The following is a 14,582-nucleotide window of genomic DNA, read 5'->3' on the forward strand; positions in this document are numbered from 1 at the left end:
AACGCTATTCATCGGAGCGATGTCGCGAAAGACACGTTCCCGCCGGACGCCTGATGCGTGTCCGCCGCCAGGAACTGCGTTCATAATGCCGCGCACGGACAGATACAGCTGAAAACAGCCGGATGTCCAAAAATTCATCGATTGATTCTGTTTTGCAAAGCTTCCGGCAAAGCCCGCCACACTGGACACGCCGAAAGTTCGAGTTCAATCGACCGGTTTCGTGACGTGACAAACACCTCGAAAGCCTGATTCTCGGTGCCGGGTACGCGGCGACGTTGCTTCAGAAACCGAAGCGCTGCAGACGATGGCCTATTTTGCGGTGGATGAACGGTGGCAAAACATCCTGAAGCCACTCTCGGCGCGCGATGACCCGATCGGGTTGGTCGGCGGTTCCAGGACGGGGTTTAAACAAGGTTGTGTGTCCCTTGCGCGTACTGTCCCAAGTCGCGGTATAGTAATAAAGCGCGATCGACATGCGGGCCTCGCCGTTGGGGTGGTTGACCGTTTCGGGATTGCCATGCCAACTGTCGGAACTGGTGTTGAAGCAGCACATGCGATTGAAAACCGGAACGAAGCCTTCGACCTTTTCCGTCATGTCCTTGTTCCAGATCTCGAACGAGCCGCCGTACTCTTCTTTCCAGTTCTTGTTCAGATAGATCAGGATATTCAGCCGCCGCTCCAAATTCATGAGCTTGTGGTGATTGAAGTCCGCGTGAATATCAAGATGCCCACCATTTGCGACGCGGTGGATCCCGCCGCCCATGAAATACGGATCGGGAATAAGTCCGCGGATGCCCGTCAGCTCCTCGAGAAACGCAAGGACCGGGCGGGAGTTGAGCGCATAGAAGAGCGCGCGGGTGTAGGGTGGAAGGCGCTCGGGCTGATAGCTTGTCTTGAGCTTCTCCTGCGCCCTATCAAAGCTGGTTTCCGCGTCGGGTAGTTGCGACATCTCTTCGAGCACGCGGTCGAGTATTTCAGGCGGCAGGAAATCGTCGAACCCACCATATGGGTAGGGTTCTCTGTTTTGATAGATTTCAGCATGCGGCTTCGCCGCATTCCGCGCGGCATCGGTTGATATCAAAAGGGTTTCGGGATCGAGATTAAGAATTGCCATATCGTAATGCTCCGCTTTTAACGGACAGTCTCCAAAAAGAATACTAACCAGTTCCGAAGGGTTGCCCAAACGTTCTATTTTTTCAAGTAGTTTCTATGTATTCGCGTCCGCCATTCGATGGTTCTCGCATCCGTCGCATGGCCGGGTCCTTACAGTCATATTCTGCGGCGCGAGATCGGCGAAAGACTTGATATTCCAACTTATGTCAGAGCTCGGCCTCATGCCGGTCAAGCCAGGGATAAAAAGGGCCGCGCACGGGAGGCGCCCCCCACCGGAAAACAGCGTGTTTCCAGAACGAGTGCGAATTTCACCTGCTTCGCCCCAATTGCGCAAGCTGCTTAGTTGTGTCGTACCGAAAACTCTCGCAGAATGATCGGACGCTTTCGAGAGGCCGCTGAACGACCGAATGCCGAACCTCACCGCCTATATTGTTCTTTTTACCTTTCCTTTAGTGGTGGTGATCTTGTTCAAGCGTATGCCCCTCCAGCACGCGCTGGTTTGGTCTATTGTCGCGGGCTATCTCTTGCTGCCGTTGCGAGCTGGGTTTGATTTGCCCGTACTTCCGCCTGTCGACAAGACGCTGATCCCAGCAGGCTGCGCCGGCTTGATGTGCCTTATCGCGTCGCGCTCTGACCCCCATCCCTTCAAGATCGCGCGCGGGCAGAGCATCTTCTGGGGACTCATTGCGTTGCTCACGGTCGGCCCGGTCATCACCGCCCTGCAAAACGGACAGCCGATCATCATAGGCGCCACGTACCTGCCGGCCATTCGGCCCTATGACGCGGCTTCAATGGTTCTCAGTATGCTGGTCATGATTCTGCCTTTTCTACTGGGCCGCCGCTACTTGGGCACGGAAGAGGGCCAGTGGATCCTGCTTCGGGTTTTGGTGCTCTCAATTCTCGCCTATTCGCCGCTGATCCTGTTCGAGTCTCGCATGAGTCCGCAGCTCAATCAGATGATCTACGGATTTTTCCCCCATATTTTCGAGATGCATGTCCGGGGAAACGGGTTCAGACCTCTGGTGTTCCTCAATCATGGCCTCTGGCTCGCGATCGCCGTAGCAACCGCCTTCGTGTCGTGCCTCGCGATGGTGCGGCTTAGTCCGGACGGCAAGATGCGCGCGAGATGGATGATGGCTGCCTTTTATCTCTTTTTCGTCCTGCTTTTGTGCCGCTCGCTCGGACCGCTCAGCCTGAGTCTCCTGGCCGCCCCGCTCGTCCTTCTGTTGAGCCCCCGCCTACAAGGGCTCGTTGCCGCCGTCCTCGCCGCGACGGTGCTGCTCTATCCAATCCTGCGCGGGTCCGATCTCGTGCCGACAGAACAGGTCTACCAGATCGCTGAGTCGATCAACGAAGAACGCGCGGCCTCGTTGCAGTACCGCCTCGACAACGAGGACCTGCTTCTCGAGAAAGCAGAGCAGAAACCTCTGGGAGGCTGGGGCAGCTGGGGTCGAAACTTCGTTTACAACCAAGAGGGACAGAACATCTCCACGACGGACGGCTACTGGATTATCGTTATTGGTGTTTATGGCTGGATCGGGTATCTCGCACAATTCGGCTTGCTGACCTTACCGATGATATTACTCGGCTTGGCCCGCATCCGGCTGAGCCTCGGTCTCGCCTCCTCTTGCCTTGGCGTCGTCATGTCGATCAACCTGATCGACCAGATTCCCAATGCGACGGTCAGTCCGATCGTCTGGCTGATCGCCGGTTCCATGATGGGGCTGTATCAGACAGCTCCGCTGCGGGGTACCACCACAGAGCAGGCTCCCGAGTCCGCGCCGAACACGGATCCAGCGCCACCGCCAGAGCTTGCATACCGCCGAGAGTTCACAAAAGCATCCCGGCGACACGTTTCATCATCGAACAAGACCACACGCTTCGAAAATCGGGATTAACATGACTTTCATGCACAGCTTCTGCTGCAGAGCGTGATCGGCACAATCAAGACCTTCAGCCGTCGGTCAGAACGCTCTTCGTCATCGTGTCTACGCCACGACGCGCGGCGGCTCGGCAGCTCAGCCTCCAAGGGCCGCGACTATTTCGGCATAGTTTGACCGTACAAGTGGATGCACGCTTGGCGGCACGGCAAAATCCGTGGGAGGCAGCTTGCCATAGGTGCCGACATAGGTCACGAGGCTCGCGAGGAAGTATTTTGTCGGCGTTCCGTGTGGGGCGTCATCCTCATAGAGGTCGGTTGGCGACAACTGGTTGAGCGGGCTTTGGGTCAGCAAGGTGGACAGGGCCGATGAGACCGGAATCAACCGGATATCGACATCCGGCCGGGCGGCTTGCAGTTCGCGAACATACTCGAGATACCATTCATGGTATTCGCCGAGATTGTAGGCATGATACTTGGCGAACGCCCTTGGCGACGGTGGAAAGTCGCCCGAAACGAACGGCCCCATATCCGCCCAGCCCTCGTAGATCAGCACCTCGATCCCCGGTTCCGCCGCCGTCACAACGTCGATCACCTCAAGAGTAGCGCCAACTGGCGTTCCGTTGTCGTCCCAGTAGGGCTCGGTCGGTCCGCGCCACTGAACATAGTTGAGCGGGTTGATCTGGACCGAGGTGAAATCCGCATCGCCAAAGCTGACCCCGCCATCAGAATTCCAGGCACTGGTCACGCCGTTGAAGGACCAGGTTGATTCCGGCCCCTTATCTTTGAATTCGCGGAGCAATGTGTAGGTGCCGGCCATCGCATAGGTGTTGCCATCCTGCCGGGCAAGCCGCGCGAGCCAGTAGGGCACCGAGGTCAGGTCCGAACCCCGGCCCGCCTCATGGTTCACCAAGCTGTTGCCGATTATGAAGCTGCGCACATGCGTCTTTGGCGTGGTATTGCCCGACAGCAGGTTGGCCAACACGACATCGCTTGAGCGCGCGCCGTTCTCCGCCGTAAGGGGTAAACGATCCGTAAAATACCCGGCCCCCAGAACGGAGGTTGCGACCGCAATCACTAGCAAAAGAACGACTTTCATCGGATTGGTCCTCTTCGGTATTGTGGCGCCCACGCAATTGCACCATGAATGGCGCAGAGAAAAAGGTATACTGCGCAGATTGGGTCTGTCCACTTTGACTTCTCCCGGCGGCATAGCGCCAACAACCTTCCAACCGCGTGCAGAAGCCCGGTCCAGATCACTCTTTATAGCCCCCGGCTCTACGGCGCCGCTTCGGCCTGAAGCCGGGTGCCATCAAAGGGTGTGGTCTGCCATAGAAGGCTGAAATGTGAATCGGCGACTTATCACAGTAGTTTGCAGAGCCCGGCGTCGCCAGAACAGTGTTATCAAAGAGTTCCACCGGCAGCAGGCCATTATGAAAGGGTTGAAGTCCAATTTCTTGAACGAAAGACTAGCGCTCTTGTGCTAGGCGCGCATGTAGGGTTTATTTAGCTCGACGTATAGCTGATATTCACCGAGCTATCATCTGGTTCTCTAATCTCTGTTGCGACTACCCAATATAGGTTTTGCCGTGGCTTTGTGACCCGCGAAGCTAACACCAATTTTTTGGTACTGCTGTATTACCAAAGCCGACTTTGACAAAACTGCAGCCAAATGGTGCTTCCTCCGCATAGCGGACAGTACCAACCTCCCTAGCGAATGACGGCTATTCGCCCACCCGGCAAAAAGTGAGAACACGATCAGAGACCAATGCATACTTGGCGGAACTATTGGAGGGTCGAAAAAACATATACTATATTTGCTTATAAAATCTGTGTTCTAAATCAAATATCTGGCGACCCCGGCAGGATTCGAACCTGCAACCTGCCCCTTAGGAGGGGGCTGCTCTATCCAGTTGAGCCACAGGGCCGCTGGGGCTTTCCTAGCCCAATCGTGGGCGCGTGTCACGATGGCGCTGACACACTCTTGCCGTGCACCGGCGCCACGGCCACCGGCTGGCAGAGCTAGGCCACGGCGGAGCGGGCACAGGCGTTCAGGCATCTTGCCAGCGCGCGCGCTGTGCGGTCCACGGCGGTCGGGGAAGGTGCCGTCGCGACCGGAGAGCGGTCTCTGTTGTTCGGCAACTTTGCAACGGCGACGGCCATCAACGAAAACCAGTTCGCTCTCGGCAATCCGCAAAACACCTACGCGTCGCCCGGCATCAACTTGGCTGACAGCACAGCGGCTCAAGGCCCCGTTGTGGACTGCCCGACGACGGACGCGGCGGGCAATCTCGCGGTCGACACCTCCGCGCTGCCGACGGCGGCACTGACCAGCGCGGTACAGGCCAACGCAGGATCGATTGCCGCCAAATCCAGGGAGATTGCGTCGAACGCGCGTGGCATCTCAAGCAACAAGGAAGGTATCGCGACGGCGATGGCCCTCGATACGCCTTACGTGTCCAGCGGCCGGACCTTCGCATTGTCGACTGGCGTCGGCGCGTTCGAGGGCAAGACCGCTTTCGCGCTTAACATGGTCTGCCGCGCGAGCGACACCGCGCAGTTCGAGGCCGGTCTCGCCCACGGCTTTGAAGGAACCAGACCGGTGGCCGTGTCGGGGTGACATGGTCTTGGTCATGGTAACACGTCTGGCATTGAAAAGAACATCACAACGCATCGTTGCGGCCCTTTTCGCCCTCGCGCTCATAACCGGGGATGCGGCAGCTCAGGAGATGGTAGAGCGCAGCTTCGCCGTCGCGCTGATCCGGGACATCATGACGACCGTGAACCACGACAACTGGACAGGCAACGATACGGTGCTGAGAGATTATGCCCCGCCCGAGTTTTCCGCCATAAAAGATCCAACCCGGCTTGCCGGGCTTTTCACGCCGGTGCGCGAGGCTGGTCTCGACATGCTGCCGGTCCTTGTGACCGAGCCCGAAATCCTCAGGGCCCAGATATCCGCCGGGGGTCAGCGAAGGTCGGCGTTGAGTCATGCTCGATACTTCGGTGGAGGCTTTCGATCCTAACTCGCCCCCTGCCCCGCACGCGGATGAGGCAGACCCAGACCCGACGCCGGATGCATAGTAAGCCCTGCTTGCAGGGGTAACGCCGGTTCGGCTAGGATCGCCCGACCCCTGACAGGAACGCCCCGTGCAATGACATCACACGACACCCGCCCCCTGACCCTGCGCGACGTCTCCGAGGCTTCGGGCGTGTCGGAAATGACGGTCAGCCGCGTTCTGCGCAACCGCGGCGACGTGTCGGACGCCACACGCAAGCGCGTGCTGGAGGCGGCGCGCGCCCTTGGCTACGTCCCCAACAAAATCGCCGGCGCGCTGGCCAGCCAGCGGGTCAACCTCGTCGCGGTCGTCATCCCCTCGATGTCCAACATGGTTTTTCCCGATGTCATGACAGGCATCTCCGAGGCGCTCGACGAGACCGAGCTTCAGCCCGTTGTCGGCGTCACCGGCTACCGGCCGGAGAAAGAAGAGAAAGTCCTCTACGAAATGCTCTCCTGGCGCCCCTCGGGCGTGATCATCGCAGGGATGGAGCATTCCGACGCGGCGCGCGCCATGCTCCGCGCCTCGGGCATCCCGGTGGTCGAGATCATGGATGTGGACGGCACCGCGATCGACTCGGTGGTCGGCATATCGCACCGCCGTGCCGGGTCGCAGATGGCACAGGCGATCATCAAGGCCGGGTACCGGCGCATCGCCTTTCTCGGCACCAAGATGCCGCTCGACCACCGCGCCCGCAAGCGCTTCGAGGGCTTCACCGAAACCCTCGCAAAGGCCGGGATCGAAATCGAGGACCGCGAATTCTACTCCGGTGGGTCGGCCCTGAAGAAGGGCCGCGAGATGACCCGCGACGTGCTGGCCCGCAGCCCGGACCTCGACTTCATCTACTATTCCAACGACCTGATCGGCGCGGGCGGCCTGCTCTATCTGACCGAGCAGGGCATCGACATTCCCGGCCAGATGGGCCTTGCCGGTTTCAACGGCGTCGACCTGATCAAGGGCCTGCCGCGCGAACTGGCGACGATGGAGTCCTGCCGGCAGGAAATCGGCCGCCGCGCCGCCGAACTCATTGTCGCCCGCGCCTCCGGCACAGATAGCCCGGGCGTACCGTCGCGGATCGTGCTGGAGCCGACGCTCACTTACGGCGATACCCTGCGCCGCCATTAGGGCGCTCCCCGCCCTTGCCCTGTCGCGGACAGGCCAGACCCCGCCCTGTTCGCCCCCCACCATACTTGGAAAGCAATGGGGGCATTAACCATGAAAACCGGCTTTATCGGGCTCGGCAATGTCGGCGGCAAGCTCGCGGGCTCGCTCCTGCGCAACGGCGTCGACCTGACCGTGCATGACCTCGACCCCGACCTCGTTGCCGGCTTCACCGCGCGTGGCGCACAGGCCGCCGAAAGCCCGGCGCAGATGATGCAAGACTGCGATGCCGTCATCACCTGCCTGCCCTCGCCCGCCGCCTCGGACGCGGTGCTGCGCCAGATGCTGCCCCATATGGGCCCCGGCAAGATCTGGATGGAGATGTCCACCACGGACGAGGCCGAGGTCAAACGTCTCGGCAGCCAGGTCATCGCCGCGGGCGGCGCGGCCGTCGACTGCCCCGTCTCGGGCGGCTGCCACCGGGCCGATACCGGCAATATCTCGATCTTCGCGGGGTGCGACCGCGCCACGTTCGACCGCATCCTGCCACTGCTGAAAACCATGGGCCGCCGCATTCTGCATACCGGCGATCTGGGCAGCGCGTCGGTGCTGAAGGTCATGACCAATTACCTGGCCACCGCCAACCTTCTGACCTTGTGCGAGGCGCTGGTGACCATGAAAGGCGCCGGCATGGACCTTGCCACCACGTATCAGGCCATCGCCATCAGCTCCGGCACCTCCTTCGTGCACGAAACCGAAAGCCAGGTCATCCTTAACGGGTCCCGCGACATCAACTTCACCATGGATCTCGTGAAAAAGGATATCGGCCTGTTTCAGGCGATTGCCGACCGTGCCGGTGTGCCGCTGGAAATCTCGCCCTTGATGATCTCTATCCTCGAGGACGGCATCCGCCGCTACGGATTGCGGGCGCAGTCCGATGACATTATCCGCCGGCTGGAAGAGGCCACGGGCCTCGACATCACCGCGCCAGGCTTCCCCGCCGAAATGGTCGATGACGAACCCGAAGAAACTGGCTACGAAGTGTATGCCCCCGGCCGGATCAGCTAACGCAAGAACACGTCTGGAGACCGAGAATTAATCGGATCTTAACGTTTGTTTGACACAGCCGTGCCAAGGATAGAGCCGGCGACCTGTTAACCATGGCGCGCGGTTTGAATTGAAGAATCGTCCCGGCCGTGGCTTTTTCGACCGGGGGTTTTCGTGGGTCTTTTGCAATGCTTTTCCTTGCTGGTCTGATCGGTATGGTGGCCGTTAGCACCGCAGCCATGTGGGGGTTCGAAGAGCTCTCCACGGAAAATGCGCGCGACGAGGTCACCACGCCCGGCGACACAGAACAGCCCGAAATGACGACCAACAGCAGCGCACTGCTCGACATCGCCACCGGACCCGAGGATGCGGCAGACGACCCCGAGGGCGACGACTACGGCGTCTCGCGCGGCACCACCGTAGCAGACACTCTCTCGGGCACATCGATCAACGAATTTCTCGACGGCCTCGACGACGACGACACGATTCTGGCAGGCGACGGCGACGATGTCGCAAACGGCGGTGACGGGAATGACGCCGTTTCGGGCGACCGCGGCGACGACACCCTGCATGGCGGGGCCGGGAATGACACGGTCTCAGGCGGTGACGGAAACGACAGCGTCCTTGGCCACGACGGTGATGACTTGCTTGACGGCGAGGATGGCGACGACAGTCTTCTGGGCGGCGAAGGCGACGACACCCTGTCGGGCGGCGCCGGAAATGATGCGCTGCACGGCTATCTCGACGACGACACGCTCGACGGCGGCGCCGGGTCCGATACGCTCTTCGGCGGCGACGGCAACGATCAGCTCAGCGGCATCGCGCCCGGAGGCACCCCGCCCGAAGACGACCAGGATTACCTGAACGGCGGCGCCGGCGACGACCGGATCTCGCTTGGCGCGGGCGATATCGCCACCGGCGGCAACGGCGCCGACAGCTTTATCCTCCGTGACTGGCTCGATGCCCAGCACCAGGGCCAGATCGTTGATTTCAATACTTCCGAGGACAATCTCGTGCTGCTTTACGACGACACCGGCGATGCCGCTCCGGATGTCTCGATCGAAGGTGGTACGGATGTGCCCGGCCTGCATCGCATCCTCCTGGACGGAGAGGTGGTGGCCGAGGTGACCAGCGACGCCGCCCTGACGCTGGCGCATATCACCCTGATCCCACAGACCGAGGGCTGATCCGCACTCCCAGGGCCGCCCACGCAAATCCCCCTTTCCAAACGGACAAGAATCTCCTATACGCCCGCATCTGCCGCTGAAACGGCAGGTATCTCCACAGGACCTTGCTGGACGACATCCCGGCTCGTGCCCTTCACCCCTCAACCAAAGGAGACCCCGATGTCGATCACTGTCGAAGAAAAAGCCAAGGTGCTGAAAGAATTCGCGACCAAGGAAGGCGACACCGGCTCGCCCGAGGTTCAGGTCGCGATCCTCACCTCGCGCATCACAACCCTGACCGAGCACTTCAAGACCCACAAGAAGGACAACCACGGACGCCGTGGCCTTCTGAAGATGGTCGCCCAGCGCCGCAAGCTGCTGGACTACCTCAAGGGCAAGGACGAAGGCCGCTATCAGGACCTGATCAAGCGTCTCGGCATCCGCCGCTAAACGCACCGATCACCCGGACTTCACGACGAATGCCCGCTCCGCCGAGCGGGCATTTTTCGTCTGAACCCTCCCTTGTCCTGTCAGGCCTCGATCCGGGGAGGCGCTGAACGCGCGTCTGGCCAGTCACAGACCCGCAACCGCGCCTTTTCGGCGTACATCCGCATATCCGCACAGGCCATCAACGCCTCGAAGTCGCCACCATCCTCGGGGGCGACGGCCACCCCGACGGAAACGCCGACTGCCACCTGCTCCCCTTCGCCAAGGGGAAAACGCTCCGCGCAGGACCGCACCACCGCATCCGCGCCGACCGCCGCTTCGGCCCGTCCGACCGCGGGCAGCCAAGCCGCAAACTCGTCCCCGCCGATGCGTCCACAGATCCCGTTCGCCTGGAACACGTCGCGCAACCGCAGCGCGGCCTGCTGCAACACGCAGTCCCCCGCGCGGTGGCCCAGCCGGTCGTTCACGGCCTTGAAATCATCCAGGTCGCAGAAAAGCAGTGCGCCGGGCCCGCTGCGCAGACCGTTGCGCACCGCCTCTTCAAAGGCGCGCCGGTTCAGCAGGTCGGTCACCGGATCGATCCGACCCAGCTCGCGCAGCCTTCGCGCCTCGCGGCGCAGGTCCTCCTCCCGCCGCTTGCTGAGTTGAAGCGCACCATCCCGCGTCTTCACAAGCTCGCTCGCTTTCAGGATCTTGCCGACCATCACCGCGTTCTGATCCTCCAGCATAAGGATAAGCCGATTCTGCGCCGGACACATGCCGTCCAGCCGTTTCAGCTTGAACACGCCCGTCGCATGTCCGTCGCGGCAGAGTCGCAGAAACGACGCGCCCGTGGTCCGCACCACGCGCCTGAGTTCTGCCAGCACCTGCCCGCGCGAAGCGGCGGCCAGATCGACAATCCCGCCGGGCCGCCCCGTCGCGTAGCGCGCCCGCGCCGGCCGATTGTCGAGCAGGATGGTCCCGGTCGCGTCGACGACCATCGCCGCCTGTGACAGCGCGTCCAGCGCGATCCCCACACCTGCCAGCCTTGGATCGGTCGTCATCTGAAGAACTCGACCCCGTCACCTTCCCGGTCATCGACCAATCGGACCCGCACGCGACAGCGGTCATGCGCCATCGCCAGCGATTCCTCGATCTTCACGCTGGCATACCCGTTGCGATCCGCCACCACGCGGCCGAAGACCATGGTCGTCATCATGCAAAGCGAGCTGCGCCCGAAGACCTGCGCGCCGAACGGACACCGCCCGTTGGTCAGGACGATCTCGCCGTCGTCGCAGGACTCGATCTCGAATGTCCCGCCCAGCCTTGCTTTCAAATCCACCAGGATCCGCGCCAGAGCCTCGGGGTCTTGCGACAGGTCACCGCCCGCCGCGCAGGCGTATTTCTGGCTGATGTCCTCGCCCATCTGGTCCCCGACCACACCGACAAAGGCCGATGCATCCTCCAGCCCGATTGTATTTTCCAGCGTTCCGGCCAATGTCGCACTGATCGTGTTGAAAAACCCGCAAGGTTCAAGGGCGAGTGCGGGCGCAGACCCGTCATCCGCCGTCACTCGCACTGGCCCGTCCGCCGCGTCCACCCGCGCCAGACCGTCTTCCATACCGTTTACTCCGTCCAAATCCCTGCTCCTTAAGACACGTTAAGATGCAGAGAAGAGGGTCTTTCTTAAGATCCGGTAAATCGAACTGAGGCCTATGCAGAAAAACAAGACCCGGCACCTTTCGGCACCGGGTCCTTGTCATTTTCGGATTTGCAGAGGCGTCAGTGCAGCTTGGCCTCGACCTCGCCAATCGACTGATCGATCAGCTTGCTGTTGTCTTCCTCGGTCATATTCTTGGCGACCACGTCCTTGGCGGCGGCCACGGCCACGGCAATCGCCTGGTCGCGGACGTCCTTCACGGCGCTGGCCTCGGCCGAGGCGATCTGCTCCTCGGCGGCCTTGATCCGGCGCTTGATGGACACTTCCAGATCCTTCTTGGCCTGCTCGGCGGCTTCGGCGGCTTCGGTCTTGGCATGGGCCACGATCCGGTCGGCCTGGTCCTGCACTTCCTTCTGCTTGCGCTCATAGCTCGCAAGCAAGGTCTGTGCCTCCTCGCGCAGCGCGCGCGCCTCGTCCAGCTCCGACTTGATGCCGTCGGCCCGCTTGTCCAGCATCTCGCCGATCTTGCCGGGCACCTTCAGGTAGACCAGCAGCGCGATGAACAGGATGAAGGCCAGCATCACCACGAAGTTGGTGTTGCCCAGCGACAAGAAAGGCCCGGTAGCGGCCAGCGCGGGGCTGGCAGCAACCATGGCAGTCAGGGTTGCGATCAACTGTTTCATGGCGCTCACCCTTTCAGCCGCGAATTGACGGCCGACGTGACGGTCCGCGCATCGGCCTTGACGCCCATGGCGGCGACAAGCTCCTTGGCGGTGTCCTTGGCCACTTCCTTGACGCTCTCCATGGCGGAGGCGCGGATTTCCGCGATGGCCTTTTCGCCCTCGGCGGTCTTCGCCGCGATCTCGGCATCGGCCTTCTTGGTGGCCTCTTCCAGCTCCGCGTTCATCTCCGCCTTGGCCTCGGCAATGATCTCCTGCGCCTGCGCGCGGGCATCGGCGAGGGCCTTGTTATAGGCGTCTTCGGCGTCAGAGGCCTTTTCCTTCAGGTCTTCCGCCGCGGCCAGGTCGTTGGTGATCGTCCCCTGACGCTCGGCCAGCACCGCCGCGATCCGCGGCAGCGCGATGCGCGACAGGATGAAAAAGATCACGATCAGCGCGATGACCAGCCAAAAGATCTGGTTGCCCATCCAGTCCGGGCAAAGCTGGGGAAGGCCGATTGCTCCACCGCCTGCGTCGACGCAAGCGCTGGCAGCACCTTCTCCTAGGGTATCGGTCGCCATCTGCGTTCTCCTTGTTGCGCCTGCCCCCTTGTATCAGGTTTGCCGGCCAATGTCCGGCACCGGGGCTGCGCAAGGCTCAATGTTCGTGTCGTGGTGCCAGGCCCGCTATACGGACGCGGCAAAAGGCCGGTCGGGCTTTCCTTGCGGACGCCGGGGGACAGGCACAAAGCCCCTCGCCCCGGTCCGTAAGGATCACATCCGTCTGGCTTAGACGGCGAACATCAGCAGAAGCGCGACGAGGAACGAGAAGATCCCCAGTGCTTCCGCGAACGCGATACCGATGAACATGGTCGCGGTCTGGCCACCGGCGGCCGAGGGGTTGCGCAGGGCACCGGCCAGGTAGTTGCCGACCACGTTGCCCACACCGACGGCCGCGCCGCCCATGCCGACAGACGCAAGGCCCGCGCCGATGAATTGACCCATTTGTGCGATATCGCCTTCCATGTCTTTTCTCCTTACGATGGAATTCAGTGATCTGTTGTTGGTTGCAGGCGCCGGAAACCGCCGCCGTAGGGTGGGTGACAACCCACGCTATCTCCTAATGATGCGGGTGCAGCGCGTCCTTCAGGTACACGCAGGTCAGGATTGTGAATACGTAAGCCTGGATGAACGACACCAGCACCTCCAGCCCGTAGACCGCCGTGATCGCCAGGATCGACAGCGGCGTCACCACAAGGCCCACCCCGGTCGAGATCAGCACCAGCGGCGCGAAGGCGGCAAACACCTTCATCACGGCGTGGCCCGCCATCATGTTGCCGGCAAGACGGATCGAGTGGCTGACCGGGCGGACGAAGTAGGAAATGACCTCGATCAGCGCCAGGATCGGCCGCAGCACCAGCGGCGCTGAGCTGATCCAGAAAAGGCTCAGGAAGCTCGCGCCGTTCTTGACGAAGCCCAGCACGGTCACGCCGATGAACACCATCATCGCCATCACGGCGGTCACGCCGATATGGCTGGTCGATGTGAACGATCCCGGGATCAGGCCAAGGAAGTTGGCGAAGACGATGAACATGAACAGCGTCATGATATAGGGGAAGTACGGCAGCGCGTCCTTGCCCGCCACGTCCTCGACCATCTTGCGGATGAATCCATAGGCCAACTCGGCGACCGACTGGATGCGGCCCGGAATCACCGACCTTGCGGACGTGCCCAGCACCATCAGCGCGAACACGGCCAGGCAGGTCAACGCCATCCACAGCGTGACGTTGGTGATCGTGAACAGGCCCACCGGGCCGTCGCCCGCCAGCGGCTTGATGATGAACTGATCCATCGGGTGGAATACCAGCCCTTCGCTTTCGCCATGCGCTTCAGTGGCCATCTGTCATCCTCTTCTCGTCACCCTCTCGGGCTCGCTCTGCGTCCAGCGTTTCCGCCGCATTCTTCAGCTGGATCTCGTTGGCGCTGCGCATCATCGTCTTGATGCCCGCCGCAAGGCCCAGCAATGTAAACAGCACAAGGAAGATCGGGATTGTCCCGAACAGGTAATCCAACCCGTACCCCATGCCAAAGCCGATCCCCAGACCAGCCACAAGCTCGATCACCATCCGCCAGGCCAGCTGCGCCTGGGAATAGTGGTTCTCCATGTGGGGCGTCGGCGCATCCACGCCTTTCAGCGCGTTGATCCTGTCTTCAAGCCGCTTCAGCCGCTCGTGTCGGTCAGGATCATCCACGTTTGCCCCTCCGGAACCGTTGCGCTGTTGCTATGCCGCACCCGGCTCCGAGTCAAGCTCGCGGCGACCCTCATCAACCCATTGATAAAGCTATGATTTACCGATCTGCGCCGCTGCGCCGCAGCCCCTATCGCGCCCCGCAAACCGGATTCCGCATATTCAACCAAGCGGTTGAGATTGTGCGCACCGCCCCGTTTTCACTGTTCCTCAAATACTCAAAC

At 61.4% G+C, this 14,582-nt stretch carries 16 protein-coding genes and 1 tRNA gene; 7 read left to right on the plus strand and 10 right to left on the minus strand.

The window, feature by feature from the left end:
* Positions 1 to 280: 280 nt before the first annotated feature.
* On the minus strand, positions 281 to 1,183 hold the full coding sequence (locus FIU86_RS17930) for a 2OG-Fe(II) oxygenase (RefSeq protein ID WP_254703879.1): 903 nt from the start codon (positions 1,181 to 1,183) through the stop codon (positions 281 to 283).
* Positions 1,184 to 1,520: 337 nt separating this feature from the next.
* On the opposite strand from FIU86_RS17930, the gene FIU86_RS17935 reads away from it, so the two are divergent.
* On the plus strand, positions 1,521 to 3,011 hold the full coding sequence (locus tag FIU86_RS17935; protein WP_152476329.1) for a hypothetical protein: 1,491 nt from the start codon (positions 1,521 to 1,523) through the stop codon (positions 3,009 to 3,011).
* Positions 3,012 to 3,131: 120 nt separating this feature from the next.
* Here FIU86_RS17935 and FIU86_RS17940 read toward each other — a convergent pair whose 3' ends face one another.
* Together FIU86_RS17940 and FIU86_RS17945 are read right to left on the minus strand one after the other, a co-directional pair.
* Positions 3,132 to 4,091: a T9SS C-terminal target domain-containing protein gene (locus FIU86_RS17940; protein WP_152476330.1), complete on the minus strand. Its 960-nt coding sequence runs from the start codon at positions 4,089 to 4,091 to the stop codon at positions 3,132 to 3,134.
* A 752-nt stretch (positions 4,092 to 4,843) separates the two neighbouring features.
* Positions 4,844 to 4,920 (minus strand) — tRNA-Arg (locus FIU86_RS17945).
* Between the two features lie 203 nt (positions 4,921 to 5,123).
* Between FIU86_RS17945 and FIU86_RS17950 the strand changes: the two genes are divergently transcribed.
* The 6 genes from FIU86_RS17950 (at position 5,124) to rpsO (ending at position 9,815) form a co-directional block, all read left to right on the plus strand.
* Positions 5,124 to 5,612, plus strand: a complete 489-nt coding sequence (locus FIU86_RS17950) for a hypothetical protein (RefSeq protein WP_152476331.1) — start codon at positions 5,124 to 5,126, stop codon at positions 5,610 to 5,612.
* A 13-nt stretch (positions 5,613 to 5,625) separates the two neighbouring features.
* On the plus strand, positions 5,626 to 6,018 hold the full coding sequence (locus tag FIU86_RS17955; protein WP_152476332.1) for a hypothetical protein: 393 nt from the start codon (positions 5,626 to 5,628) through the stop codon (positions 6,016 to 6,018).
* 129 nt (positions 6,019 to 6,147) lie between these two features.
* Entirely contained in the window at positions 6,148 to 7,176 is a 1,029-nt protein-coding gene (locus FIU86_RS17960) for a LacI family DNA-binding transcriptional regulator (protein ID WP_152476333.1), read from the plus strand.
* Positions 7,177 to 7,266: 90 nt separating this feature from the next.
* Positions 7,267 to 8,220 (plus strand): NAD(P)-dependent oxidoreductase, encoded by a 954-nt coding sequence (locus FIU86_RS17965; protein ID WP_152476334.1) that lies wholly within the window; start codon positions 7,267 to 7,269, stop codon positions 8,218 to 8,220.
* Positions 8,221 to 8,387: 167 nt separating this feature from the next.
* On the plus strand, positions 8,388 to 9,386 hold the full coding sequence (locus tag FIU86_RS23055) for a calcium-binding protein (RefSeq protein ID WP_152476335.1): 999 nt from the start codon (positions 8,388 to 8,390) through the stop codon (positions 9,384 to 9,386).
* A 159-nt stretch (positions 9,387 to 9,545) separates the two neighbouring features.
* Positions 9,546 to 9,815, plus strand: a complete 270-nt coding sequence (gene rpsO / locus FIU86_RS17975) for a 30S ribosomal protein S15 (protein WP_103762904.1) — start codon at positions 9,546 to 9,548, stop codon at positions 9,813 to 9,815.
* A gap of 80 nt (positions 9,816 to 9,895) precedes the next feature.
* Here the strand turns inward: rpsO and FIU86_RS23060 are convergent, their stop codons facing one another.
* From FIU86_RS23060 to FIU86_RS18010, 7 genes are all read right to left on the minus strand, one after another.
* Positions 9,896 to 10,855 (minus strand): GGDEF domain-containing protein, encoded by a 960-nt coding sequence (locus FIU86_RS23060; protein WP_152476336.1) that lies wholly within the window; start codon positions 10,853 to 10,855, stop codon positions 9,896 to 9,898.
* Entirely contained in the window at positions 10,852 to 11,430 is a 579-nt protein-coding gene (locus FIU86_RS17985; RefSeq protein WP_152476337.1) for a methanogen output domain 1-containing protein, read from the minus strand. The genes FIU86_RS23060 and FIU86_RS17985 overlap by 4 nt, the downstream gene beginning before the upstream one ends.
* A gap of 143 nt (positions 11,431 to 11,573) precedes the next feature.
* Positions 11,574 to 12,134 (minus strand): F0F1 ATP synthase subunit B, encoded by a 561-nt coding sequence (locus FIU86_RS17990; protein WP_152476338.1) that lies wholly within the window; start codon positions 12,132 to 12,134, stop codon positions 11,574 to 11,576.
* Positions 12,135 to 12,139: 5 nt separating this feature from the next.
* Positions 12,140 to 12,691 (minus strand): F0F1 ATP synthase subunit B', encoded by a 552-nt coding sequence (locus FIU86_RS17995; protein ID WP_152476339.1) that lies wholly within the window; start codon positions 12,689 to 12,691, stop codon positions 12,140 to 12,142.
* A 207-nt stretch (positions 12,692 to 12,898) separates the two neighbouring features.
* Positions 12,899 to 13,135 (minus strand): F0F1 ATP synthase subunit C, encoded by a 237-nt coding sequence (locus tag FIU86_RS18000; RefSeq protein ID WP_057790696.1) that lies wholly within the window; start codon positions 13,133 to 13,135, stop codon positions 12,899 to 12,901.
* Positions 13,136 to 13,229: 94 nt separating this feature from the next.
* Positions 13,230 to 14,009, minus strand: a complete 780-nt coding sequence (locus FIU86_RS18005; RefSeq protein WP_103762901.1) for a F0F1 ATP synthase subunit A — start codon at positions 14,007 to 14,009, stop codon at positions 13,230 to 13,232.
* Positions 13,999 to 14,361 (minus strand): AtpZ/AtpI family protein, encoded by a 363-nt coding sequence (locus FIU86_RS18010; RefSeq protein ID WP_152476340.1) that lies wholly within the window; start codon positions 14,359 to 14,361, stop codon positions 13,999 to 14,001. The genes FIU86_RS18005 and FIU86_RS18010 overlap by 11 nt, the downstream gene beginning before the upstream one ends.
* Positions 14,362 to 14,582 lie beyond the last annotated feature (221 nt).

The sequence above is a fragment of the Roseovarius sp. THAF9 genome, assembly GCF_009363715.1.
In the GTDB taxonomy this organism is placed as follows: domain Bacteria; phylum Pseudomonadota; class Alphaproteobacteria; order Rhodobacterales; family Rhodobacteraceae; genus Roseovarius.